Origin of the sequence: Enteroscipio rubneri (assembly GCF_002899715.1) — a bacterium.
GTDB lineage: Bacteria > Actinomycetota > Coriobacteriia > Coriobacteriales > Eggerthellaceae > Enteroscipio > Enteroscipio rubneri.
The window spans coordinates 64,101-88,527 of record NZ_PPEK01000008.1 but is presented as its reverse complement, the minus strand read 5'-3'; the positions used below and the strand labels follow the sequence as shown (position 1 = coordinate 88,527).

Below are 24,427 nucleotides of genomic sequence, written 5' to 3'. Positions count from 1 at the left end.
ATACTTCCGATACTTGTCAGTAAAGACGTTCGCATGCGAAGGGGCGATTGCTGAAGTCGCGCCAGAGGCTTCTATCGTGCATAGACGCTGCGCTTGCGGGCGACGAGTCGCTCGACGAACCCGCTCGCGGGATTCGCAAGCACATCGTGCGGCGATGCGTACTGCACGACGCGTCCAGCTTCCATGACCATCACTTTTTCACCCAGGTCAAGTGCTTCGTCGATATCGTGCGTGACGAACAGGGTGGTGACGCCGGTCTGGTTGTGGATGCGCTTGATTTCGTCCTGCAAGCTTGCGCGTGTGATAGCATCCACGGCGCTGAAAGGCTCGTCCGCCAGCAGGATGTCGGGGCTGGCTGCCAGCGCGCGGGCGATTCCGACGCGCTGGGCCTGGCCGCCGGAAAGCTCGGCGGGATAGCGGTCGCGCAGGTTGGAGGGCAGCCCTAGAAGCCCTATCCATTTGTCTACCGCGGATTCGGTGCGTCGCTGGTCGCGCCGGTTCAGCAGGCTCGGCACGTACGCGATGTTCTGCTCCACGGTGAGGTGGGGGAACAGCACGCTGCCCTGAATAACATAGCCTATGGTGCGCCTCAGTTCGATAGGGTCGGCTTCGGTGGTGGCGCTGCCATGCACAAGCACCTGCCCCTCGTCGGGCATGACGAGAGCGTTGGCTAGCTTGAGCAGCGTCGTCTTGCCGCAGCCCGAGCTGCCGATGATGGTGACGAACGATCCGCTGTCGACGCTCAGACTCACGTCGTTCAGGGCGACGGCATCGCCGAATCGCTTCACCACATGGTCGAATTCGATGGCGGGCATGTTCCTCTCCTGCGCACTCGGGCTTCCCATGCTATACCAGTCCCCTTTCGGACAGAAACGCGTCGGCCACGTCCTTCGGCTCCCTGCCCTCCATTTCGACCGCGCCATTCATGCGTGCCATATCGGCGTCGCTTATAGCGCCGTCCAGCTTCAACAGCACGTCCTGCAGCTCGGGGTGCGCTTCCAGCGTGTCCCTGCGCACAATGTCATAGCACCGGTACGACGGGTAGAAATGCCGGTCATCCTCCAATACCACGAGGCGCTCGTCGGTTACCTGTCCATCGGTGGTGGACATGGTGATTGCGTCCACCTGACCGTCGAACAGCGCCTGAAATTTCAGGCTTATGTCCATGTCGGCGGTGGTTCCGAAGTCCATGCCATAGGTGGCTTGCAGGCCGGGGTAGCCGTCCTCCCTATCGTAGAAATCGGGCTGTGCGCCGAACGTGAGCTCGGGAGCGACTGCTGCAAGGTCCGAGTACGTGTGCAGCCCGTAGCGCTCGGCTACGTCTTTGCGAACGGCGATGCCGAAGGTGTTGTTGAACCCGTATTCGCATATCCATTCGAAGCCGAATCGATCCTCATAGGCCTGGCGCAGTTCGTCGAACATCGACTCGTCATAGAATTCCTCGCGTTTGAGCACCGTCGTCCAGGCTGTGCCGGTATATTCCGGGTACAAGTCGAAATCACCGCGCTCCATGCCGGTATGGATGTTGTATGTTCCGCCGCCGATACCCTGGGTAATCTGCACGGAGAGATCGGTGTCATGCTCGATCAGCGTTTTGAGCATCTCGCTGAGAATGTATTGCTCGGTCATGGGCTTCGTGGCTATATCGATGGTGCCGCCGCCGTTGTCTTCCGCGAACTTCGCGTAGGCGAAGGTGCCGCCCGCGATCAGCACGACCGACGCAGCAACGGCTGCGACCGCCCGTCCGCCGCGCCTCAGTTTCTTGGCGCGGACAGTTGAAGGCGAGGGCTCCAAGTGGCGACGTGCGCGCTTCTCGGCAAGGCCCAGCAACAGATCGACGACGATGGCGAGTGCGGCAATCAGCACGCTGCCGGCCAGCGTCATAGCCAAATTGTTCGTGGTAATGCCGCGATAGATGGCCACGCCTAAGCCGCCCGCGCCGATGAAGGACGCGATGCCGGCCAGCGCAATGGTCATGGTCGCCATATTGCGGATACCGCTCATGATGACGGGCGCTGCCAACGGCAGTTCGATGCGATAGAGCGTCTGCCGGTCGGTGGAGCCCATGCCGCGCGCTGCCTCGATGATGGCCGGGTCGATGGCGGTAAGGCCCGTGTAGGTGTTGCGCACCATGGGCAGCAGCGCGTAGATGGTGAGCGCCGTCACGGCGTTGAGGTCGCCGATGCCGGTAAGGGGGATCAGAAAGCCGAACAAAGCGATGGAGGGGATGGTGTAGATGAAGTTCACAAGCGCAAGCACCGGTTTCGCGCCGCGCCGCCATTGAGCGATAGCAATGCCGAGCGCCAGCCCGATGATCGCAGCGAGAGCGATGGAGACGAGCGAAATGGCGATATGCTGGAGCAACAGGTCGATGAACCAGTCGCGTTTTTCGATGAGTAGGGAAAACATTGATTCTATCACGGCGTGGCCCTCGCTTTCGGACTGTCGTGGAGGTCAGTCTATACGGCCCGCCTGCACCACGCTTTTTCAGGGAAAGGCGGTTGCCGAACCGTGAGCGTCCCGTCGCGTTCGCCGACTAGTTCCCTCCCTGGGATTGCGCCGCCCGCCTGCTCGCTCTATCATGCTAAAGAAGCATCGCTGTATCTCCCATCCACCAGAGCAACGGGAGGCCGTACGCCCCGCGGACGGCCGGATATGCGCATTGCCGGAACAAGGAGAAGGGGCCGCGTTCGGCGCGGCAGGAAGGATGTGCTATGAGCGACGAGAAAGAGAGGAAGATCGCCCTCTACGAGAACTTCAAAGCGATCAATGCCATCGACGCGGCCTACTACGACCAGTACGATGTAAAGCGCGGCCTGCGCAACGCTGATGGCACGGGGGTCGTCGCCGGACTCACGAATATTGCGAACGTCCATGGCTACGTGGTGTCTGACAACGAGAAGATCGCCGACGAGGGAAGCCTTCGCTATCGCGGATACGATGTGTACGACCTGTTGGGAACCGATGCTGCCGAGCGCCGCTTCAACTTCGAAGAGGTGGCATATCTGCTGCTTATGGGCGAACTGCCCACGAAGGACCAACTCGACCGGTTCGTCTCGGTGCTCGACGCCGAGCGCGAGCTGCCCAACGGGTTCACTGCCTCCATGATTATGCGCGACACGCCGCCCGACATCATGAACGTGCTCGCGCGCTCCATTCTGCTGCTGTACGCGTACGATCAGGACGCGGAGGATCGCTCGCCGCATCACGAGATTCATACCGCCATCTCGCTCATCTCCCGTCTTCCGCGCATCATGGTGCTGACGTACTACGCCAAGCGCGCCCGTTACAACAACGAATCCATGATCATGCATCGTTTCATTCCCGGCCAGTCCACGGCTGAGACCATCTTGTCGATGCTGCGGCCCGACCGCTCGTTCACGCAGGAGGAGGCGCGCATGCTGGACATCATGCTGTGTCTGCATGCCGAACACGGCGGTGGCAACAACTCCACGTTTACGACGCGGGTGCTCACTTCGGCCGACACCGATCCGTACTCCACCTATGCAGCTGCCATGGGCTCGCTCAAGGGCTCGAAGCACGGCGGCGCGAACCACAAGGTGCTCGCCATGCAGCAGGAGATCAAGGAGAACGTGTCCGACTGGAGCAACGACGATGAGGTTGCTGCCTACCTTGCGAGAATCGTCAACAAGCAGGCCTACGACAAGACAGGCCTTGTCTACGGCATGGGCCACGCCGTGTACACGAAGTCCGATCCGCGCGCCGTGGTGTGCAAGCGCTTTGCCGAGGAGCTGGCAACGGGTACGGAATACGAGGCCGAGTTCAACCTGCTTCGCAGTATCGAGCGCCTCGCGTCCGAGGTTATCCTGCGCGAGAAGGGCACGAGCAAGGATATGTGCGCCAACATCGATATGTACTCCGGCTTCGTGTATTCGATGATGGGGATTCCCGAGGATCTGTTCACGCCGCTGTTCGCCTGTGCGCGCATGCCTGGTTGGGCTGCGCATCGTTTCGAGGAGATCGTCTCTGGCAAGCGCATCATCCGCCCGGCGTACAAATCCACGCGCGGCGGCAAGCGCCCCTACGTTCCGATGAACGAGCGGTAGTTCTTGCTCGGTATCCGAAACCGAGTCGAGCCCCTCGCACCGAGGGGCTCGACTATGCACGTCCGCGTTGCGGGTTCAGCGAGTCGACTGCTCGTGGAACGACTGCACGGTGGTCGATGATGGCGAAAGACGATAGCAGGCTTTTCTGCGGAGCATTTTCCGCACAGTCCTGTCTGCTGGTCTTCTTCGGCAGATCCTTTTCGCACATCGACTGAGCCCTGACCTGCGATCTGGAATACCGCCAAGACAAAAAAGCTTGCATCGGATTGAGGGAATCTATGTGGCGGAGGCGGTAGGATTCGAACCCACGATGCCTTTCGGCATAACAGTTTTCAAGACTGCCGCCTTCAACCACTCGGCCACGCCTCCGCATTGCTATGAAACGAACGACGCGGCCCCCAAGACCCCGATGTTTCACGTGAAACATTCGTTCGCCACATGCTTTTTCGAAACAGGTTTCGAAATGCAAGCACAGGATACCATATAATAATTGGCATGAACGATGAAGACAACAGCGCCGACGTTCTCGGCGCCGAGCCGAAGGCCGGCGCGTCTCGGGCGCGCGATCTCGCGGAAGCAACCGGCGGCACGGTTCCTTCCGGTGCTGGTTCGGCTGATGCTCTGCCGGCGAGCGACTCGCGGCAGCGAAAGTCGCGGCCTTCTGACGAGGATTACATGCGCATGGCGATTGAGGAGGCGCATCGGGCTGCCGCCCTTGATGAAGTGCCCATCGGCGCAGTCGTCGTGTATGAGCCGACCGACCCCGCAACGCGCCGTCCATTAGCCGAGCCTCAGGTGATCGCGCGGGCGTGCAACCTGCGCGAGACGACGCAGGACCCTGCCGGCCATGCGGAATTTCTCGCTCTCAAGCAAGCCGCCGAACGTCGAGGCGTGTGGCGGCTCGCCGGCTGCACAGTCTATGTGACACTCGAACCGTGCGTGATGTGCGCGGGCCTTATGCACCAGGCGCGCGTAGATCGCTGCGTGTACGGTGCGGCCGATCCAAAGGCAGGGTCTCTTGGGACGTTATACGCGGTCAACGAGGACAAGCGCCTCAATCATACCTTCGAAGCCGTGCCGGGCGTCCTTGCCGACGAGTGCGCTGAGCTTCTGCGCTCGTTTTTCGCGGCCAAGAGAAAGAAACGAACGGAGCAGGCATGATGCAATCGGACGAACGAGAACGAAGAGCGCCGCGTGCCGAGCAGCCCGTGGACCTGATCGCCGCGGCACGCGCGGCGCAGCTGTCCGCCGCCCCGTTCAAAGAACCTGGCGCAATTAAGCTCATCGCGCCGGCGAAGGTGAATCTGTTTCTCGATATTGGGGAGCGGCGTGCCGACGGGTACCACGAGGCCGTGAGCATCATGCATGCGCTCACGCTTCGGGATGTTCTGCACATGAGCGTCGCCCCGCAGCGTGCCGGAGGATTGGACATCGACCTTGCCTGCGTTGCGCACGGCGGGCTGCCGCCTCTCGATGTGCCGACGGAGCGCAATATTGTGAGCAAGGCGGTGCGTGCCCTTGCCCGGCGCATTGGCCGGAACGAAGCCGAGGTGGTGACGGTGCGCCTGGAGAAACACATCCCCTCTGAAGCGGGTTTGGGCGGCGGATCGTCCGATGCCGCTGCGGCGCTCGCAGGCGCGGCGTATATGTGGGGCCTTGCCTCCGATGATCCGCGCATTGAGGAGGTCGCACGCGAGCTTGGGGCCGATGTGGCGTTTTTCCTGCATGGGGGATGCGCGTGCTTCGACGGCGTGGGCGATGCGTTCATGCATGAGCTTGAGCCGATGGGCGCGTATGCCGTGGTGGTCAAGCCCGAAGCCGGCGTGTCGACGGCCGAGGCGTACCGAGCGTTCGACGTTCGTCCCGAGCGCATTGCGGGTGCCGATCGGGAACGGGCCCTCGCCGCGCGCCGGGCGTGCGACGTGCCGCTCCGCAACAATCTGGCGAGTGCATCCGAATCTCTCGTACCGTTGCTCGCCGAGGTTCGCGCGTGGATGGAAGCGCAGGACGGCGTTGATTGCGCGCTCATGTCAGGCAGCGGATCGGCCGTGTTTGCACCTTGCCGGTCGTTTCAGGATGCAAGCCTGGTTGCCGCCGAAGCCCATGCGCGCGGGTGGTGGGCGCGCGCGACGATGTTCGGGCCTGTGCGCGCGGGGATCGTCCCTTCGGGCGCCGGGCGTTCCGCAACCGCTCGGTAAGCGTGGCGCGGCCGTGCGCCGCGCGTGCCAGCATAGGCGGCGCCGCAGTGTCCCCGCCTACCATCGCGTTCGCGGTTCTCGGCGCGTCGGCGTCTCCCAGCCGACGCGTACGAGGGAGCATTCGCGTCGATGCGAGCCGTGGAAGGCCAGGCCCTCGAAGTGGAACTGGGCACGGGCGCACAGGGTTCTCTTGCCGGCTGCGAGGGTTTTGTCGGTCGCATGACGGAGCGCCTTAACGCAAGACGAGCGATGGTAGAATATACTGCACGTAACGGCAAAGGAGAACCATGGATATCCTCGTAATCGTCATCCTCGTCATCGTCGTCGTGTTGATCGTCGCCATCATCGCGCTGTACAACAACCTCGTGAAGCTGCGCAACATGGTGGACAATGCTTGGGCGCAGATCGACGTCCAACTGCAGCGACGCCTCGATCTCATCCCGAATCTGGTGGAGACTGTCAAGGGCTACGCCACGCACGAGCGCGGCACGCTCGACGAAGTTACGCAGGCGCGTTCGGCCGTGATGAGCGCGCGTACGCCGGAAGGTAAAATGGAGGCCGACGGCATTTTGACAGGCGCGCTCAAGAGTCTGTTCGCCGTGGCCGAAGCCTACCCCGACCTCAAGGCGAATGTGAACTTCCAGCAGCTTCAGGCCGAGCTTTCCAACACCGAAGACAAGATCAGCTATATGAGGCAGAGCTACAACGACACCGTCATGAAGTACAACACTGCCATTCAGACATTCCCTGCCGTGCTGATTGCGGGAATGATGGGCTTCTCGCAGCGGGAGAGCTTCGATGCCGCAGCCGGTTCCGATGCGGCTCCCCGAGTACAGTTTTAGCATGGAGCCGTCGAACGCCGCGCGCGCAGAAAGGAGAGCCGTCCGATGATCGCACGTCTATCGCGCATCGTCCCGATGCTCATTCTGCTTGCCGTGCTGGCGGGCATCGTGTATCTGGTGATGGCGTATCGGCATTCTCCGAACAGGGCTAAGGAAATTCTCATCAAGATGTTCACCGTCATCACCGGTGGATTGTCGGCATTTTTTCTGCTGGTCAGCGTCTATGCGTGGTTCGAGCATAACGAAGCGGTGTTCGACCTTGCGCTCAGCTTCCTTGTCACGGCGCTTATCGGCCTTGGCGTTACCTTTATATGCCGTGCCGTATTCTTGCGGCATCATCCGAGCTATCGCAAGAAGCCGATGCGGACCGAGCGCCTGAGCGATCGTCGGAAGGGTCGCGGCGGGCGCGACGGCTAACACGCCGGATGCTGGGAAGCCGTTGGAAGGTTTCCGTCGGAACGCGGCCGCGCGCACCCAGCGCGGGCGTACCGGGCCTCGGCTGCGATGGCCCGCGTTGCCGGGTTCTGACAGCGTGGGAGGTGGTTCCGAACGGTAAAAACCCTCGTGCGCGCTGGGCGGACGAGGGTTGTACGTTTCAGTGGCGGAGAGCTGGGGATTCGAACCCCAGATACGCTTGTGGCGTATACTCGCTTAGCAGGCGAGCACCTTCGGCCTCTCGGTCAGCTCTCCTCAGTATAGTAGGTGCGATTTGCTATGATACCGTGACCATCTTCAAGTTGCAAGGAGCATGATCGTGCAAAACATGAGCGGTTCGTATCTTGGCTTTCGAGAATATCGAGATTCCCGGGCGCGTTCGCTGGGCGCGTCGCTTGCGCTCGTGCTTACCGTGCTGGTGGCGGCGTGCTGGATGGCTGCGTCGAATCCGGTCGAGGCGTGGGCGAAATCGTACACGATGCCAAAGGTGGATATCGCGGCCCAGGTGGAGACCGACGGATCGCTGCACTTCACAGAGCAGCGCACGTTCGACTTCAACGGCGACTTCACCGCCGTCTGGTGGACGTTCGAGAACCTTCCGCCTAACTCCGAGTTGCAGATGAACGGAGCCCGCATGGCTGCCGTTGACGCCGAAGGCAAGGTAGAGGGCGACTGGGTGACGATGAAAAACGAGCCGTTCGTGCTCGCCTGGCGCGACGAAGGCGGTCCCGGCACGGACGCGTATTCGCTTGATGCAGCCAAAAACACGGTCTACGCGTTCTTTCACGCGTCGAACGAGCGTGTCATCATCGAGCTGGATTATACCGTGGTCAACGGTGTGCAGGCATTTCGAGATGTGGGCGAAGTGAACTGGCGCTATATCGGCTCCCATTGGGAGGAGACCGCATCGGACGTGACGCTGACGCTTGCCTTGCCCGTACCCCAGGGAACCGAGGTTGTTCCGGGCGACAACGTGCGCGCATGGGGCCACGGACCGCTCGACGGCTCGCTGGTCGTCAACCCCGACGGGACCATCGTTTACACGGTTCCATCGGTGGCTCCCGGTCAGTATGCCGAGGCACGTGTCGTGTTTCCCGTCGATTGGCTGACGAATCTATCGGGCGAGGCGGCACTCGCCTTCAAGGACCAGCTGCGTCTCGATGAGGTGATGAAAGAGGAGCAGGGGTGGGCGGATCAGGCGAACCGCGACCGCGTGCTCGCGCTTGCGTTCGTCATCGCGTGCGGCGTCATCTGTGTGCTGCTGATAGGTTGGGCGCTCCGAGCATACTTCAAGTACGGCAAGGAATACGAACCGGACTATACCGGTGAATACTGGCGCGACGTGCCCGATCCATCCGTGCACCCTGCGGTCATAGGCAGGCTGTGGCGTTGGGATCGCGAGAGTCAGGACGACTTCACGGCCACGCTCATGCATCTGGCGCATATCGGTGCGGTACGCATCGATTCCGGGAGCTACCCGCAACCGGGCGTGTTCGGCGCCAAGGAGGTGTCGGACTACTACATCACGCGGTTGCCGGCGGCCGATACCGTGACCGATCCCATCGATCTCCAGGCGCTCGCGCTCCTGTTCGGCCAAGTGGCCGAGGGGGGCGACGCCCTGTGGTTCGGCACGCTTAAGAAGTATGGCGAAGACCATCCCCAGGAATTCCTCGACGCCATGCAGGCGTGGCAAGGCGTTGTTTCGGCGGAGACGAATAAGCAGGACTTCTTCGAGCTCAAAGGAAAGCGATACCAAGGCTATCTGATTGCCGTAGCCGGCCTGGTGGCGATGGCCGGAATCGCGATCGCAGTGTTCATGAGCAACTTCATCCCGCTTATCTTCATGCTGCCAACGGCTATAGCGATCGGCGTTATTGCGAACTACCTGCCGCGGCGCAGCGTGCGCGGCAATAACCTGGTGGCGAAGTGCAAAGCGCTGCGCAACTGGCTGCGCGACTTCTCAACGCTTGACGAGCGCCCGCCCACCGACGTGAAGGTGTGGGGCGAGTTCATGGTGTATGCTTACCTGTTCGGTGTGGCCGAGCAAACCATCAAACAGTTGCAGATCGCCATGCCGCAGCTGTTCGAGTACGACGGGTCGCTTGGCGCGACGTACGTGCCGTGGTGGTTCTGGTACACCGGCGCGCATACCGCGAGCGGAGCGACGCTGCCTTCGGTGGGCGATATGCTGCAGACGTCGGTCGCGAACACGATGTCGACGGCGCAGGCGGCCATCTCGGGTGCAAGCGGGAACTTCTCGAGCGGCGGAGGCTTCGGGGGCGGCTTCTCGAGCGGCGGAGGCGGCGGCTTCGGCGGCGGAGGCGGCGGCGCGCGGTAGGACGCCGGCCGCTGCGCCCTGCGCGCCGCCGATCACGGTACGCGGTAATGGCCTGCGGGTCGGTTGGCCCGCAGGCCGCTTCGTCCCCAGGCCGTTCGGATCGCCGGCCACTGCGCCCTGCGCGCTGCCGATCGCGGCGAGGATTTTCAGCGAGAAATCGGGACCTACGTATAATCGTGCGATGGCGGCGCGCAGGGTGGTTGCTATAATCATCCGCCATGAACACCTTCGCGAACATATCCGGTCGTATTCCCACCGGCGTCTACAAGCTCTTGTTGGTTGTGGCCACCGTTATTTGGGGACTCAGCTTCGTCGTCATGAAAGATGCCGTCGACGTGCTGGAGCCTGCATACCTCATCGGCTTTCGCTTTCTGGCGACCGGTCTCATTCTGGCCGCGGTGTTCTGGAGGCGCATGCCGCGCGCCTTCGAAAAGGACTACCTGATCAAAGGGATGATACTCGGGGTGCTGTGCTTTCTGGCGTTCTGGGTGCAGACCATTGGGCTGGACAACACCACGCCGGGTAAAAATGCGTTTCTCACTGCGACGTACTGCGTGATCGTGCCGTTCGCCTGGTGGGCGATTGCGCGCAAGCGACCCACGGCGTTCAACCTGATAGCCGCAGTACTGGCTGTCGCCGGCATCGGCTTGGTGTCGCTCACGGGGGCGCTCGAGGAGCTGTCCATGGGTTACGGCGACTTCATGACGCTCGTGTCCGCGCTGCTGTTCGCCATCCATATCGTGTACGTGTCGAAATTCTCCGAGACCAACGACGTGCTCGTTCTCACGGTGATGCAGTTCGTGGTCGGTGGCGTGCTGGGCATTGCCTACGGCGCCTGCTTCGAGACCCTGCCGCCTGTATCGGCCCTGACGCCCGGCTTCTTCTGGAACATGGCGTACCTCGTGATCTTCGCATCGTGCGTGGCGCTCGTCATCCAAAACGTGGCGCTCGCGCACGTGCCGCCTGCCCAAGCCTCGCTGTTTCTCAGCCTCGAGTCGGTGTTCGGCGTACTGTTCAGCGTGCTGCTGTACAACGAGCAGATCACGAGCCGTCTGCTGCTGGGCTTTGCGCTCATCTTCGGGGCCATTGTGATCAGCGAGACATTCCCGCTTAAGCGCAAGGTGCCGCAGGAGGAGGAGTCGGAGCAGCCTGCGGCCCGCGCGGCTCGCGCGGCGGACGCCCTCGAATAAGGCCGTCGCGTGTGCGGCTTGCGCAATGGCCGCGAAGGTTGCCTGACCCGGAGACTCAAGAGACTCATAAACCGATTGCCTTGCTGCTATAATCGAGCATGGTTTCTGCGGCGCGTACGAGTGCGCGAAGTCGCCGGTCTCAAGCTTAAAGGAGAGCAGCATGGCACAGAAGGACAACATCATACTCATCGGCATGCCCGGTGCGGGCAAGTCGACGCTTGGCATCGTGCTGGCCAAGATCATGAATTACGATTTCATGGACGCCGACCTGGTCATCCAGAACCAGTGCGACAAAACGCTGCAAAAGCTCATCGATGCGTGCGGCCCCGAAGGCTTCATCGAAGTCGAGAATCAGATTTTAAGCGATATCCAGGCCTCCAAGTCCATCATTGCCACGGGCGGATCGGCCGTGTACTCCGACGAGGCCATGCGGCATCTGGCCGAGATCGGTACGGTGGTATACCTGCAGATATCTTACGACGAGCTGGTGAGCCGCCTGCACGATTTGCAGGAGCGCGGTGTGGTGCTCAAGGGCGGCATCGGTATGAGCCTGCGCGAGCTGTACGACGAGCGCAAGCCGCTGTACGAGCAGTACGCGGAGATCACCATCGACGTGAACGACCTTTCTATCACCGCCGCTGCTCGCAAGGTGGCCGACGCGCTCAAGTAGACCTTGCAGGGCGTACGTTCGGTCCAAGTGCACTTCGACTACGAGCGCGCATCCAGAAAGCAACGAACTATAGAGACCGCGCGTGTAGCGTCGAGATCGCCGGAGTTGATGCATAGGTCGTAGTTGCGCGCCATGCCCCAGTTTTCGTCGGTGAAGTAGCGGTAGTAGCTCGCACGGTTCTTGTCCACGCGAGCGATGCGCGAGCGCGCTTCGCTCGCGGACAAAGTGTTGCGGCGCATGACGCGAGCGACGCGCGCTTCCATAGGCGCGCTCACGAACAGGCTCACAAGGTCCGGATGGCCTGCGAGTACATAGTCGGCGCAGCGGCCGACGATGACGCATGAGCTTTCATCGGCAATGGAGCGCAGGATATCGACTTCCGTTCGGTAAATGCGGGAGGCCACCGGATGCTCCAAATCCGTCGCGCAGAAAAAAGCGTTCGGATTGAGCAGCAGTGGTCGCAGGGGTTTCTCGTCGAAGTCCGCCACTACGTCGCCATCGAGGCCGCTCTCCTCGGCTATGCGTTTGAGCAGCAGCTTATCGTAGTACGCGATGCCGAGCTCTTCCGCCAAACGCTCGCCGATCTCGCGACCTCCGCTGCCATATTCCCTGCTTATAGCTATGACGAGGTGCTGGTCCATACCGTTCCTTTTCTCCTGCGTTCCACGTTGTGTGTATTGTAGCGGTTCGCCGCTTCGCCCCACCGAATCGATGCAAAAACGTCTGCCGCCGAGCGGAGGACTCTGGAATGGCAAAAATCGTCGAGAAGAACGCATCCGGCTTTCCGCTATCGCGCAGAAGCCGGATGCGTTCTCGTCGCATGCCGCGGGAGGTCTGGTCGATGGGGTCGCCTAGGCTGCCCCACCTGTTTTGCCAGGTGAGTCTACTTGGTTGCGCCGCCTTGACAGGCCCACCTGGCAGGGCGGCGTCCTACCTGGCAGCGCCCAGTCGATCTTCCAGCGGATCGATGGGCGGGATGTCCCAGTTGTCGCCGGGCAGGTGCGGCTCCATGCCTTCCTCGTCGCCAGCGGCTTTGAGGCGCGCGAAGTAATCCTTCGTCTCCTTGGCCACCACGCCCGACAAGGCGATCAGGGCCACCATGTTCGGCAGCGCCATAAGGCCGTTGAAGATGTCGGCGATGGTCCACACGGCGGCAACGGTCATGTAGGGGCCGATGAACACGGCGGCGATGTAGAGCCAGCGGTACACTTTGACAGCCTTCATCGAACCGTTGCTGAAGTACTCAAGGCAGCGCTCGCCGTAGTAGTCCCATCCGAGGATGGTGGTGAAGCCGAACAGCACAAGGCACGCCATCAGCACGAACGAGACCACGTCGCCGGGGATGAACGGCAGGCCCGCCTGGAATGCGGCAGTGGTGACTGCGGCGCCCTCAAGGCCGGGAATTTGGTATGCGCCCGTCATAACGAGTGCGAGGCCCGTCATGGAGCACACGACAATCGTGTCGAGGAACGTGCCGGTCATGGACACGAGGCCCTGGCGCACCGGCTCCTTCGTCTGGGCGGCTGCAGCGGCGATGGGAGCGGAGCCGAGGCCTGCCTCGTTCGAGAAGATGCCGCGCGCGATGCCTTTCTGCATGGCGACAATGATGGCGCCCAGCATACCGCCGGCTGCCGCCTGCAGGCCGAATGCGCTCTCGAAGATGGTGACGAATGCCGTCGGCACTTTGTCGAGATTCGTAATAATGAGTATGAGCGAGAAGCCCACGTACAGCACCACCATGGCAGGAATCACGCGTTCGGACACTTTCGCGATGCGCTTGAGGCCGCCGATGACCACAAGGCCCACAAGCAGCGCCAGCAAAAGCGAGCCGATGACGGTGAAGATGGAGTAGTCCATTCCAAGGATGTTCACCGTGACGTTCTTCTCGGGGTCGAAGAACCCGGTAATTGCGCTCGATATTGAATTGACCTGCGTGAACGTACCGATGCCGAACAAGCCCACGCACATGCCGAAGAACGCGAAGATCTTCGCCAGCCAGCGCCAGTTCTTTCCCATACCGCGTTCGATGTAGTAGAACGGGCCGCCGAGCACATGACCGGTTTTCTTGTCGATGCTGCGGTACTTCACGGCCAGCAGGCCCTCGGAGAACTTCGTCGCCATGCCGAACAGCGCGGCCAGCCACATCCAAAACAGCGCGCCCGGGCCGCCGGCGACGATGGCCGTGGCCACGCCGACGATATTTCCGGTGCCGATAGTGGCTGACAGAGCCGTGCACAGCGCGCCGAAACTGGTGACCTCTCCTTCGCCGCCCGTTTCGTTCTTGATCATGTAGCGCAGCGCGCGCGGCAGCTGCCTGAACTGAACGGCGCGCAGCCTGACCGTGAGCAAGATGCCGCCGAACAGGATGAGCACCATGAGCGGCACTCCCCAGATGAAGTCGTCGATAGCGACGAGCCCATCGTTTATGACGCCGAAAAACCCTTCCACGTACCTGCCTCCTTAGCACGATTGCCTGGTGCGTTCCCCTTCGCCCGTGAGCGGTAGCCGCGGGCGACTTCGCCTTGCGCGCGCAAGGGCAGCTGGAGGTTGGGGAGGGGGAAGAGGGCGACCGCATGGATAGGCGGCAAGCCGGCATCTTCGCTCTGTCCTTTTGCCTGAGAGTTTCGGCGGCGCTTGGCCGCCTTGCCCCTTCGGCACCCGGTTCTCGCCGGGATTCTCCAGAGGCCCCTTCACGCCCTGTCTCGTGCGGTATGCGCATCGATCCAGGGAGCATCAACGGGGTGACGCTGTGATTTGCGGTGGACATTGTAGCAAGACCGCGCCAGTTCGACAACGGCCAATTTTCTGCAGGCCAACCGTTTGGAAAGCGCTCTCTCACTCTTTCGTGGCGCGCGCGGCAATCCCGTATGGTGATACGGACACCTGAGGACCCGTTCCTGCAGGAGCGATATACACGCCCGAGGACCCGTCCTGCCTGAGAACCAGGGACGCCCGATGATCCCTTCCGACAGGATGCACGCACCCGAGGATCCCTTCCGACAGGAGGCTTCATGTTGCATTTCTTCATCCCTTGGCAGTCCGTGCGGCAATCGAAACTCGTCACACGGACGGTAGCCTTCATTGCGCTGCTTGCTGCGGCGTTTCTATGCTCGCTCGCGCTTCATGTGTCCGCTTTCGCGGAAGATGCCGAGGCGACCGCCGACACTCCCGCACCCGAGCCGCGCGTAGCCGACCTCACCGATAGGCTGAAGCTTGACAGCATAGCGCTGCAGAAGAAGACGGGCAGCACGTGGCAGGATGTTGCGGAGGGCGAACATCTGACCAACGGGGCCTACGTGCGCATCTATATAACCTGGAGCATTGACGACATGACGGGCGCTGAAGAAGGCAGCACGTTCACCATCAACGTCGATGGCGACGACCATTTCCTCGCGTACGACTTCGGACCGGAAGACCTGGTTGATCCTACCACCTCGAAGGTCATCGGTTCGTATGTGGTCACGGGTAGCCACGACCAGAACGGCAATCCCATACCCGGTCCCGTTTCCATCGTCACCACGCTGTCTGCGGAGGGGGCGCAGTTTCCGTCGCTGCACAACGGGTTCTTCTCGCTCGAAGGGTATGTGCGCGGCACGGGCGACGACATCGTGTTCACGGTGAACGGCGAGGCGCTTCCCTCGTTCGGCATTGACCCGCCCTCCACGGCCCCGCTTCCGGGTGTGCCGCTGATGAAGTACGGCTCGCAGGTGGCCGGGCAGAACCAGATTGTGTGGAGCATGGGCGTAAACCTGGACAACGTGGTGAACGCCTATAAGTCCTACGCGCAGGGCAACCCGCAACCGTCGCCGAAGCAGGGAAGCCTGCTGCTCACAGACGAGCTGCAGGGCGGCCAGGCCATCGCGTCGGACAAGGTGGTGGTGTATCTTCCCGTGCAGGCCACCACCGACGACGGCGTGGCGCAGACGCAGCAGTACGCGGCTTATCCCATCACGGATATGTTCGAGAAGGTGGACGCGTCGTCCGCCGACGGTATGACGCAGGACCAGTTCGCTTACAGCGTGCGCTTCGCCAACAAGCCCACCATCGGCGTGTGGGAGGGCCATGTGGTGTACATCGGATTTGGCGACGTGCCCACGGGCGACGGGTCGAGCGCGCTGAACATGGGCAAGATACTGGACGGACGGGGCGATGAGGCGCTTGCCGCCCTGCTGACCCAGAACAACGTGACAACCGCTCAGCGGGACATCATCACGGACTACCTGGCCACCACGGGGTCGAACAAGGGCGACTTTACGTCGTTCATCATCGAGATGCGCACCGACGCGTCCGAGACGGGCCAGTACCAGAACACCGCAACGCTCACGTATGGCGACTCATCGTCCGAGACGGCCTCGGGCGGCGCGCATTTCACCGTCATCTCGGGCGGCGTGGAGGTGAGGGATGGCAAGGTCGTGCTCACGAAGGTGGATGCCGACGACGCCTCCGTCGTGCTGCCTGACGCCGTGTTCAAGCTGGAGAAGATGCAGCCCGACAACTCTTGGGCGCCGGTGGCGGGCGCCGAACGTCTGACGACGGGTTTCGACGGCACGCTTACGGTTACGGGCCTGCTGCTGGGCCAGTATCGCTTTGTGGAGCTCTCGGCTCCTGGCGGCTACGAGTTGGAGACAGCGCCGGTGGAGTTCGCCATCGCCTCGTCTACGCCAAACCACGCCGTTGCGCTCACGGCCGAGAACACGAAAAGCCCCGTGATGGGTGACGTGCAGCTGATGAAACGCGACGCCGCCAACCCCTCCGTCGGGCTGGCCGGCGCCGTGTTCAAGCTGGAGCAGCAGGCCGCCGACGGCACCTGGACGACGCTTGAAGGACACGATCACCTATCCACCGACCAGGACGGCCTTATCGAAGTGGGAGATCTGCCCGTGGGCAGCTACCGGTTCGTGGAGATCGAGCCGCCGGCAGGTTATATCATGGCCGATCACGCGATTGAGTTCGCGATCACGCCCGATGGAGCCGGCACGGTCTCGCTCACCGCCGACAACGAGAAGAGCCCTGTGCTACGCGATGTGACGCTGACCAAGCATGATGCGGACGATCCGAACATCCTCCTAGGGGGCGCCGTATTCCGTCTTGAACAGCAGGCCGCCGATGGCACCTGGGCTGTCCTGGACGGCTACGAGCGCCTGACCACGAACGCTCAAGGCGTACTGGAGGCGAGGGCTCTGCCGGTTGGCAGCTATCGATTCGTGGAAGTGGAGGCGCCCGACGGATATATGCTGGAGGAGACCCCCCTCGCCTTCGAGGTGACGGACGATGCCACGACGCCGATTGCCTTGACGGCTGCCAACGAGAAGAGCCCCGTGCTGGGAGGCGCTACGCTGGTGAAGCGCGACGCGGAGGATGCCGGCACGACGCTGGCCGGCGCCGTGTTCAAGCTGGAGGCATTGCTGGGCGATGGCACGTGGGCCGAGGTGGCGGGCTACGAATCGCTGGTCACGGACGATGGCGGCCGTATCGAAGTCGCCGATTTGCCGGTGGGGTCGTACCGATTCGTGGAGACACAGGCCCCGGACGGTTATCAGCTTGACGCTACGCCCGTCCTCTTCGACGTGGCCGAGGGCCAGACGGCATCCCGCCTTACCATGGACAACACCCCGCTGCCGCCCGATCCCGTGGATCCAGTCGACCCGACCGACCCGGCGGATCCGTCCGACCCGACCGAGCCGCAACCTCCTTCGACGCCTATGGGCTCGCAAGAGAAACCGATGGCGAATCTGGCGAGTACTGGCGACGCGCTTCCCCTTGCAGCTTGGGGCGTGCTTGCTGCGGTCGCGGTGGGTGCGCTCGCTACGGCGCTGAGGGCTCTGCGTCATCGCGCTCGTCGTCGCTAGCCGCCGGTGGAAAACCGCTTTTCTCGGGCTCATACGGTCGAGCGCGTGGTCGGCTCGCCTGTTCCTTGTGGAATCTGCCGGCGGGCAACGGCGCAAGCCGCGCATGCCGTCTCTACCGGGTGCGCGCGGCTTTGATTCAGCCTGCCTATGCGCGTCGCATCATGGTCATCCGGTGGACTATACTATCGGTATCTGAGCGGGCGGATTCGGGTTAGAAGATGAGCTGCGGCGCGGAAACAACGGACAAACGCTCAGGACAAGGCATGCCGCGCATCGCGCACTGAAAAGGGCATGCGACGCTTGTGCGCGCTTGTGCGCGCTTGTGCGCATTGGGCAGGATATCGGCGCATCGCGCACCATCGGGCATGCGACGCGTGCGAAGACGACGGGGAGGCGGCTGACGACGCATGAGATTCACCATTGTGGCGGTGGGGAAGCTGAAGGAACGGTTCTGGACCGATGCCTGCGCCGAGTACCTCAAGCGCCTGCAACCCTATGCGCGCACGGCGGTGAAGGAGGTGGCCGACGTCGACCCGGCTCGTACGGGAGGCGTCGACGCGGCGCGCGAGCGCGAAGGCGCTGCCATTCTGGCCGCGCTGCCCGCGTCCGCGCATGTCGTGCTGCTGGCCATCGACGGCGCGGAGCGTTCGAGCATGGGGCTGTCGAAACGGCTCGACGCGCTTGCGCTGGGCGGCACGAGCGAGTTCGCGTTCGTCATCGGCGGCTCGGACGGCGTGAGCGACGTCGTGCGCGCCCGCGCCGACGAGCTGCTGTCGTTCGGCCCCATCACGCTGCCCCACAACCTGGCCCGCGTCGTGCTGCTGGAGCAGCTGTACCGCGCCCAGAAGATATCCCGCGGGGAGCCGTATCATAAGTGAGGGGCTGTCCGGTCTTGCTTTGTGCGGGATCGCCTTTCCGCCTGATCCGACTGTTCTTTGGGTCTGATGGTGCTCCAGCGCACGAAACGTGCGGCTGTGTCCGACTGAGGCCGCCGTGACGGAGCCCGTCGTATGAGGAGCGCTATAATGGCGGAACTGATAAACCGTAGGGGGAGGGCCATACCGGAGCGGCAGAACAGAGAATTGAAAACAGTTTGGAAGGACGATCCGCTCCACCAGGTGCGCGACTGCTCGAACGCGCGGGAGCAGAAGTGCCGGAGGACGGGCAGGTCGGCCGACTAAGAAAGGCAGCAATATGCGCTTCATCTCATGGAACGTAAACGGCTTGCGCGCCGTACAGAAGAAGGGCTTCGAGGATATCGTGTGCGAGCTCGACGCCGACATCGTGGCGCTGCAAGAGACGAAGCTGCAGGAGGGGCAGGCCACGCTCGATCTGCCGCAGTACCGCGAGTACTGGAGCTACGCGCAGAAGAAGGGCTACTCCGGCACGGCCGTGTTCACGAAGGAGCAGCCGCTTCAGGTGCTGCACGGGCTGGGCAACGACTACCTGGACACTGAAGGCCGGATCGTGGCGTTGGAGTTTCCGCAGTTCTGGTTCGTAGACGTGTACACGCCGAATGCGCAGAACGAGCTGGCGCGTATCGACCATCGCATGGAGTGGGACGACGCGTTCCGCGATTTCTGCAAGGGGCTCGAGGAAGGCGTGCTGCCGGCCAGCGCGCCGGTGCAACGCCCCGCGCCGGGCGAGGGGCATGTGACCGTTTCCGAGCTGCCACGCACCGAACCCGGCGAGAAGGCCGACCCGAAGCCTGTTGTCATGTGCGGCGATTTCAACGTGGCCCACCGGGAGATCGACCTGAAGAACCCCGGTCCCAACCGCGGCAAAGCCGGCTTCTCCGACGAAGAGCGCGGTAAGTTCACCGAACTGGTGGAGGCGGGCTTCGTCGATACGTTCCGTCATCTGCACCCCGACGTGGCAGGCGCGTACTCGTGGTGGAGCTACCGTTTCAAGGCGCGGCAGACGAACGCGGGATGGCGTATCGACTACTTCCTGGTGAGCGAGTCGCTGGCCGGCGCGGTGGAAAGCGCGTGCATCTACGACGAAGTGTACGGCAGCGACCACTGCCCGGTGGGGTTGGAACTGGCGCTATAGGCGATGCTGCGTCTGTTGGACGTCTTCCGACGCTCCTCATGGCGGCGAGCGCCGCGTGCACATAGAGAACATCGAGCCGAAGCCGGGCTCCTCATCGCGCAAAGTACGTCTTCATCTCCTCGATCGACTGCGGACGATGGCGAGCGGTTCGGAAGCAACGCGGGATGCTTGTCCGCCAGTCGTGTGTCGTGCGAGGCGGATGGCCGGCCGATCCGGGGATGCGGGATCGGCCGGCGCAACGGTTTCGCTAGATGCGGCCCTTGGTAAGATCCTGACCGCTGGCCACGAGTGCGGCAACGCGTCCGGTGGTCATGGCGCGGCCCAGGCTCATGCCCGGTATGACCATCTGGTGCTCGAGGCCGCCGAAGAAGTTGCCCTGACAGTTGCCGACGGCGTACAGGCCTTCGATGACCTCGCGGTTCGCGTCAAGCGCCTGGCACGAGCCATTCGTGATGATGCCGTTCAAGGTGCACAGCACGCCGGGCCTGCGGGCTACGGCGTAGAACGGGCCCTTGCGGACGGGCTTCAGGCGGCCGGCCTGTTTGCCGTAGTCGTCGTCGTAGCCGGCATCGCACAGCTGGTTGTAACGCTCCACCGTGGCGGCCAGGGCATCGGAGGGCACATCCATGGCTGCGGCCAATTCCTCGATGGATTCGCCTGTGAATACGTCGCCTTTCTCGATGCCTGCCTCGATGCTGGCGACGATATCGACGGGCGGCTCCTTTTTCATCATGCCGGAACCCATGTCTGTCCAATCGGTGCGGAAGTTGTCGTCGAATACCTGGAAGTGCAGGTAATCGGGCTGATTCATGTCCTGCGCATACAGTTGTCCGTACTGCATGTCCTCGTTGCAGAAGCGTTTGCCGTTCTTGTTGACGAACAGCCAGGGGATGCCCGAACCGCCGATGTCGGGAACGTCGATGGGCGGGTCGTAGTGGATGTTAGAGCAATGCGGCGCGAGCTGCATGAAACCGCCTACCCACATGCCCATGAGCTGGCCGTCGCCCGTGTTGATGTCGGGGCGAGTGTAGGCCGACTTCAAGCCTTCGGCATGCGGTAGATACTCGGCGCGCATCTGGGGGTTGTTGCCGTAATCGCCCGCAGCGAGGATCACGCCATCGGCGGCAGTGACCTTGATATAGCCGTCCGATCCCTCGGCGATGGCGGCGCTCACACGGCCTGTATTGTCGTCGTCGCGCACGAGCTGCACGGCCGGCGTGCTGTAGCGCACTTCCGCACCGTTTTTTTCGGCGTAATCGAGCAGCCACTGGGCGAGCGCCTGCATCTGGCCGGTCCACATGTGCACGGTGGGGAAGCACTTGTTGTACTCGTCGGGATATTCCATACCGGGCTGATAGGTCATGATCACGGGGCCGACGCCTTCGACGTCGTTGGTGAGCGCGGTCGCCCAGTCTATGGTGGGCCCGCTGTTATAGATCCACGTTTTCAGAAGGTCGAGGTCGGCACGGTTTTCGCCCTGACGCGTCCATTCGGTGACGGCGTCCCACGGATCGAAGTCGGCTCCGACCTCCAGCTGCGCCTTCGAATTCCAAGCTGCTGCGCCCGACCCGTGCGAGAGTGCCGTCTCGGCCTTTTGCAGCACGACCACCTTCTTGCCCGCTTCGGCTGCGGTTGCCGCCGCAACGGCTCCGGAGATGCCGCCGCCGACGACGACGATGTCGGCCTCGACCGTTTCCTTGATGTCGTCGTCGGCGATAGGCGCCGGAGCCGCCTTGTAGTCGGTCGACTCCGCTGGCGTCGCTGCCTTGTCGCCGCCAGATGATCCTGACGAGCCGGAACCCGAAGCGCATCCGGCAAGTGAGCCGGCTGCGATGGTGGCTGCGGCCACGCCTCCCAAGCCGATGAACGAACGCCTGGTTACAAGTGGTTGTTCCTTGCGCATGATATCCCCTTCCCAAAAATGGTTATGCACGCGACGGCAGCGTTTCGCCGTCTGTCGGCATCATGCGGGAACCAGGAGCGCCTGTCGTCCGATAAACTGTTCGATTTTTGGTAAATGCGCGATCGTACGATCCATACGATGCGCCAGAAATCTGTTTATGAACAGGCGATACGTAGCCTGGCGTCATGTCGTACTGTTCGAGCGATACACGAAGGTCGAATCGAGCCTGCGTTATTTTGAAGGGGATGTCTGAGATTCAACCACATCGAGAAACTCTTGCCGCGAATGGACGCCGAGCTTGCGATAGATATGGACGAGGTGCGTTTGTGCCGTGCCTTGCGCGATGTGGAGTTCCTCTTGGATGAAGGGCAGGCTGCGTCCCTTTGCCAAAAGCCGGGCCACTTCGGACTCGCGGGCCGTGAGGCCGTAGGTGTCGGACAGAAAGGAAAGCGCATCGTCGTTCGCTGGATCGTCCGCAGATGCGCCGCTGTTCGCGCCGACGGTCCCGTCCCGCGCATCGGACAGGGCGTGGGCTTCCGACAGGGCGCCGGCGTCGGCTTCGGACGTGGCTTCGGCGCCGGCGCCGGACGGGGCGTCGGCTTCGCACAGGGCGCTGGCGTCGGACGGGGCGTCATCCCCCTTCGCCTGCGCGCGTGTCGCAGTATCGGGTTCCGCTCCGGGCGGTATGAGGCCCCAGGCGGTTTCGAGGTCTTTCGGGTTGACGACAAGCACCGCCGAGGTGAAGATCAGGAATACGGCGACCGATGCAATCACCGGCAGCTGAGCTGCTCCGACCGAAACTGCCTGATTGAGCGACGAAGCGATAGGCACGCCGAGCACCACGGCCAACGCGGCACAGCCTTGCGATGCGCCGAATACGGCGAATGCCGGTGCGCCGGTGCGTTCGGTGACATCGGCGCTATACATCCATACGAGCGCGCGGAAGCACTGGAACGCCGCGCCGAATACGGCGTAGGCGAAGAAGAACGAGGTGCTGGTGAGCGTGGCGACCAGGAACCCGGCCGCCATGATGAGCAGCGTGACGCGGATGCCGGGCATCTCGGAGGGCTTCTTGTGCGCGAACCGGGGAATGAGGGCCAGGATGATGCCCATGACGACAACGCCGACAGCGCTTCCTAGCAAGTAGAGATTCCCCATGTCGTCGAGGTTCGTCCCGTCGCCGGGCGCCGTCGCGAATCCGCGCAGCACCTCGCCGCACAGCGCGTACAGCAACACGGCCGTCAACGGCAGGATAAGGCGCGGGGCGAAGCGACGGGTCGTTTCGGCGCGTCGGTGCGCGGGTGGATTGCCGTCGGCGCCTGCCGGCGAGCTATCGGTTTCATCTGCTGGCGCGTCGACCGTTCCATTCACGGGCGCATCGAGGCTTGCGGCGTACAGCAGAATGGCCGAGCAAACGGGCATCAGCGCAGTCGTGGCGATGGCGATCGGCGAAGACATGAGCTGCACGAGGAAGAAGATGAGGGCGGCCAGCAGGTACGAAGCGATAATCCCGAAGAGCGAGAAGCGCGCTCCGCGTCGGCTGTACAGGACGCTCCATGCCAGCACAAGCCAGGCGGTCGTCACGCCGGTGACGAGGGCGCCGATGGTGGCAAGCACGACCGCCACGGGCGAGGCCGTTCCCAAAAGCAGCGATCCCAGGGGGATCAGCAGGGTCCCGCCCAGAGTTGCGAGCGATGAGAGGGCGATGGAAGAACGTCTGAGCGCGTACGGCTGGAGTCGTCGAGCGAGCAGGGCGCAGGTGATGAGCGTGAGCGCATGGGCCCATGCGGCCCAGTTCCACAGACCGCTCATGGTTTGATCTGTCGATGGGGGCAGAAGAACCGATGTGTAGAACGTTATAAACAGCCACGCCCAATAGAAGCCTAGACCAATATAGTTGGCTCCTCCCAGCGAGAAGTATCGTTCGGCTATGCTCGGTTGCGTGTCCACCGTGCCTCCCCTTTGTAGTACGAAAGCAGATTATACCTGATTCGTCCATGAGCCAGGCGGGGGTGCGCGCTCGGGCCGCGCTCCACGGCGCTGGGAGCGGGTCGCCATCGTTTGTGACGATGGCGGACGTGGGTCGCGTGCGCTCGCGGTTCGCTTCACGGACGCAGGAGGTGGGCGCCGGTCGCGACGCAGTGCGGCACGGCGCATTGTTTGGTCGTGCTATGATGCATGCGAACGATGCGCGCACGGCATAGTTCCGCGCGGGCGAATGAAGGCAAAAACAGAGAATAGATGGACGATAGGCGACCGATGGATCGAGAGAAAATCGAAGCAGGTGTTCGGCTCATCCTTGAAGGTGTAGGAGAGGATCCCGAGCGCGAGGGCCTGCGCGAGACGCCGGCGCGCGTGGCGCGCATGTACGAGGAGGTGTTCGCGGGCCTGAAGCAGGACCCGGCCGAGCACTTCGCCACCACGTTCGACGAGCACCACGAGGAAATGGTGCTGGTGCGCGACATCCCGTTCTACTCCATGTGCGAGCACCACTTGGTGCCGTTCTTCGGCATGGCGCACGTGGCTTACATCCCGGCGGCCGATGGACGCATCTGCGGGCTGTCGAAGCTCGCGCGCCTCGTGGACGTGTTCGCGAAGCGCCCGCAGGTGCAGGAGCGCCTCACGTCGCAGATCGCGGACACGCTCATCGAGCAGCTGCACCCCCAGGGCGTCATCGTGGTGCTAGAGGCCGAGCACCTGTGCATGAGCATGCGTGGCGTGAAGAAGGCCGGCGCGAAAACCACGACGAGCGCCGTCCGCGGCGCGTTCGAGCGAAGCCAGGCCACCCGCGCCGAGGCCCTGTCGCTCATCTTCGCGCGCAGGGACTGAGCGCCGTCGCAGCGTCCGTGTGCACATCGGATGTTTCACGTGAAACACTCGTTC

At 62.7% G+C, this 24,427-nt stretch carries 19 protein-coding genes, 2 tRNA genes and 1 riboswitch; of the genes, 13 read left to right on the top strand and 8 right to left on the bottom strand.

Features of this window, described 5'->3' with window-relative positions:
- Nucleotides 1–71: 71 nt before the first annotated feature.
- A complete protein-coding gene (locus tag C2L71_RS07770) occupies nucleotides 72–815 on the bottom strand; it encodes an ATP-binding cassette domain-containing protein (protein ID WP_103265233.1) in 744 nt (247 codons plus the stop codon).
- Nucleotides 816–846: 31 nt separating this feature from the next.
- Nucleotides 847–2,421 (bottom strand): ABC transporter permease/substrate-binding protein, encoded by a 1,575-nt coding sequence (locus C2L71_RS07765; RefSeq protein ID WP_239926496.1) that lies wholly within the window; start codon nucleotides 2,419–2,421, stop codon nucleotides 847–849.
- A 293-nt stretch (nucleotides 2,422–2,714) separates the two neighbouring features.
- Between C2L71_RS07765 and C2L71_RS07760 the strand changes: the two genes are divergently transcribed.
- On the top strand, nucleotides 2,715–4,067 hold the full coding sequence (locus C2L71_RS07760) for a citrate/2-methylcitrate synthase (RefSeq protein WP_103265204.1): 1,353 nt from the start codon (nucleotides 2,715–2,717) through the stop codon (nucleotides 4,065–4,067).
- Nucleotides 4,068–4,348: 281 nt separating this feature from the next.
- Here the strand turns inward: C2L71_RS07760 and C2L71_RS07755 are convergent.
- Nucleotides 4,349–4,436, bottom strand: a tRNA-Ser gene (locus C2L71_RS07755).
- Between the two features lie 126 nt (nucleotides 4,437–4,562).
- Here C2L71_RS07755 and C2L71_RS07750 point away from each other — a divergent pair.
- From C2L71_RS07750 to C2L71_RS07735, 4 genes are all read left to right on the top strand, one after another.
- Nucleotides 4,563–5,228, top strand: a complete 666-nt coding sequence (locus C2L71_RS07750; protein WP_239926493.1) for a nucleoside deaminase — start codon at nucleotides 4,563–4,565, stop codon at nucleotides 5,226–5,228.
- Nucleotides 5,225–6,265: a 4-(cytidine 5'-diphospho)-2-C-methyl-D-erythritol kinase gene (gene ispE, locus C2L71_RS07745; protein ID WP_239926491.1), complete on the top strand. Its 1,041-nt coding sequence runs from the start codon at nucleotides 5,225–5,227 to the stop codon at nucleotides 6,263–6,265. The genes C2L71_RS07750 and ispE overlap by 4 nt, the downstream gene beginning before the upstream one ends.
- 287 nt (nucleotides 6,266–6,552) lie before the next feature.
- The gene (locus C2L71_RS07740; protein WP_103265203.1) at nucleotides 6,553–7,107 is read left to right on the top strand and encodes a LemA family protein; all 555 of its coding nucleotides are present in this window, start codon (nucleotides 6,553–6,555) and stop codon (nucleotides 7,105–7,107) included.
- Nucleotides 7,108–7,152: 45 nt separating this feature from the next.
- Nucleotides 7,153–7,524, top strand: coding sequence for a guanylate cyclase (locus tag C2L71_RS07735; protein ID WP_103265202.1), 372 nt, complete (start codon nucleotides 7,153–7,155; stop codon nucleotides 7,522–7,524).
- 182 nt (nucleotides 7,525–7,706) lie between these two features.
- On the opposite strand, the gene C2L71_RS07730 is transcribed toward C2L71_RS07735, so the two are convergent.
- Nucleotides 7,707–7,797, bottom strand: a tRNA-Ser gene (locus tag C2L71_RS07730).
- A 73-nt stretch (nucleotides 7,798–7,870) separates the two neighbouring features.
- Here C2L71_RS07730 and C2L71_RS07725 point away from each other — a divergent pair.
- The 3 genes from C2L71_RS07725 (at nucleotide 7,871) to C2L71_RS07715 (ending at nucleotide 11,740) form a co-directional block, all read left to right on the top strand.
- On the top strand, nucleotides 7,871–9,880 hold the full coding sequence (locus tag C2L71_RS07725; protein WP_103265230.1) for a DUF2207 domain-containing protein: 2,010 nt from the start codon (nucleotides 7,871–7,873) through the stop codon (nucleotides 9,878–9,880).
- Between the two features lie 218 nt (nucleotides 9,881–10,098).
- Nucleotides 10,099–11,070: a DMT family transporter gene (locus C2L71_RS07720; protein ID WP_103265201.1), complete on the top strand. Its 972-nt coding sequence runs from the start codon at nucleotides 10,099–10,101 to the stop codon at nucleotides 11,068–11,070.
- 160 nt (nucleotides 11,071–11,230) lie between these two features.
- Nucleotides 11,231–11,740 (top strand): shikimate kinase, encoded by a 510-nt coding sequence (locus C2L71_RS07715; RefSeq protein WP_103265200.1) that lies wholly within the window; start codon nucleotides 11,231–11,233, stop codon nucleotides 11,738–11,740.
- Nucleotides 11,741–11,778: 38 nt separating this feature from the next.
- On the opposite strand, the gene C2L71_RS07710 is transcribed toward C2L71_RS07715, so the two are convergent.
- Together C2L71_RS07710 and C2L71_RS07705 are read right to left on the bottom strand one after the other, a co-directional pair.
- Entirely contained in the window at nucleotides 11,779–12,381 is a 603-nt protein-coding gene (locus tag C2L71_RS07710; protein ID WP_103265199.1) for a cytidylate kinase-like family protein, read from the bottom strand.
- Nucleotides 12,382–12,670: 289 nt separating this feature from the next.
- The gene (locus C2L71_RS07705) at nucleotides 12,671–14,188 is read right to left on the bottom strand and encodes an alanine/glycine:cation symporter family protein (protein ID WP_103265198.1); all 1,518 of its coding nucleotides are present in this window, start codon (nucleotides 14,186–14,188) and stop codon (nucleotides 12,671–12,673) included.
- A 145-nt stretch (nucleotides 14,189–14,333) separates the two neighbouring features.
- Nucleotides 14,334–14,432, bottom strand: a riboswitch (glycine riboswitch).
- Between the two features lie 319 nt (nucleotides 14,433–14,751).
- On the opposite strand from C2L71_RS07705, the gene C2L71_RS07700 reads away from it, so the two are divergent.
- The 4 genes from C2L71_RS07700 (at nucleotide 14,752) to C2L71_RS07690 (ending at nucleotide 19,641) form a co-directional block, all read left to right on the top strand.
- Nucleotides 14,752–17,589 carry an MSCRAMM family protein gene (locus C2L71_RS07700; RefSeq protein WP_103265197.1) on the top strand — a complete coding sequence of 946 codons (2,838 nt, stop codon included), beginning with the start codon at nucleotides 14,752–14,754 and terminating at the stop codon, nucleotides 17,587–17,589.
- Between the two features lie 407 nt (nucleotides 17,590–17,996).
- Entirely contained in the window at nucleotides 17,997–18,467 is a 471-nt protein-coding gene (locus C2L71_RS07695; protein WP_103265196.1) for a 23S rRNA (pseudouridine(1915)-N(3))-methyltransferase RlmH, read from the top strand.
- Nucleotides 18,468–18,614: 147 nt separating this feature from the next.
- Nucleotides 18,615–18,770, top strand: coding sequence for a hypothetical protein (locus C2L71_RS12030; protein WP_157938956.1), 156 nt, complete (start codon nucleotides 18,615–18,617; stop codon nucleotides 18,768–18,770).
- 13 nt (nucleotides 18,771–18,783) lie between these two features.
- On the top strand, nucleotides 18,784–19,641 hold the full coding sequence (locus C2L71_RS07690) for an exodeoxyribonuclease III (RefSeq protein WP_103265195.1): 858 nt from the start codon (nucleotides 18,784–18,786) through the stop codon (nucleotides 19,639–19,641).
- Nucleotides 19,642–19,888: 247 nt separating this feature from the next.
- Here C2L71_RS07690 and C2L71_RS07685 read toward each other — a convergent pair whose 3' ends face one another.
- A complete protein-coding gene (locus C2L71_RS07685; RefSeq protein WP_103265194.1) occupies nucleotides 19,889–21,544 on the bottom strand; it encodes an FAD-dependent oxidoreductase in 1,656 nt (551 codons plus the stop codon).
- 231 nt (nucleotides 21,545–21,775) lie between these two features.
- Complete coding sequence (locus tag C2L71_RS07680) at nucleotides 21,776–23,494, bottom strand: helix-turn-helix transcriptional regulator (RefSeq protein WP_103265193.1); 1,719 nt, start codon at nucleotides 23,492–23,494, stop codon at nucleotides 21,776–21,778.
- Nucleotides 23,495–23,803: 309 nt separating this feature from the next.
- Between C2L71_RS07680 and folE the strand changes: the two genes are divergently transcribed.
- Nucleotides 23,804–24,373 (top strand): GTP cyclohydrolase I FolE, encoded by a 570-nt coding sequence (gene folE, locus C2L71_RS07670; protein WP_103265191.1) that lies wholly within the window; start codon nucleotides 23,804–23,806, stop codon nucleotides 24,371–24,373.
- Nucleotides 24,374–24,427 lie beyond the last annotated feature (54 nt).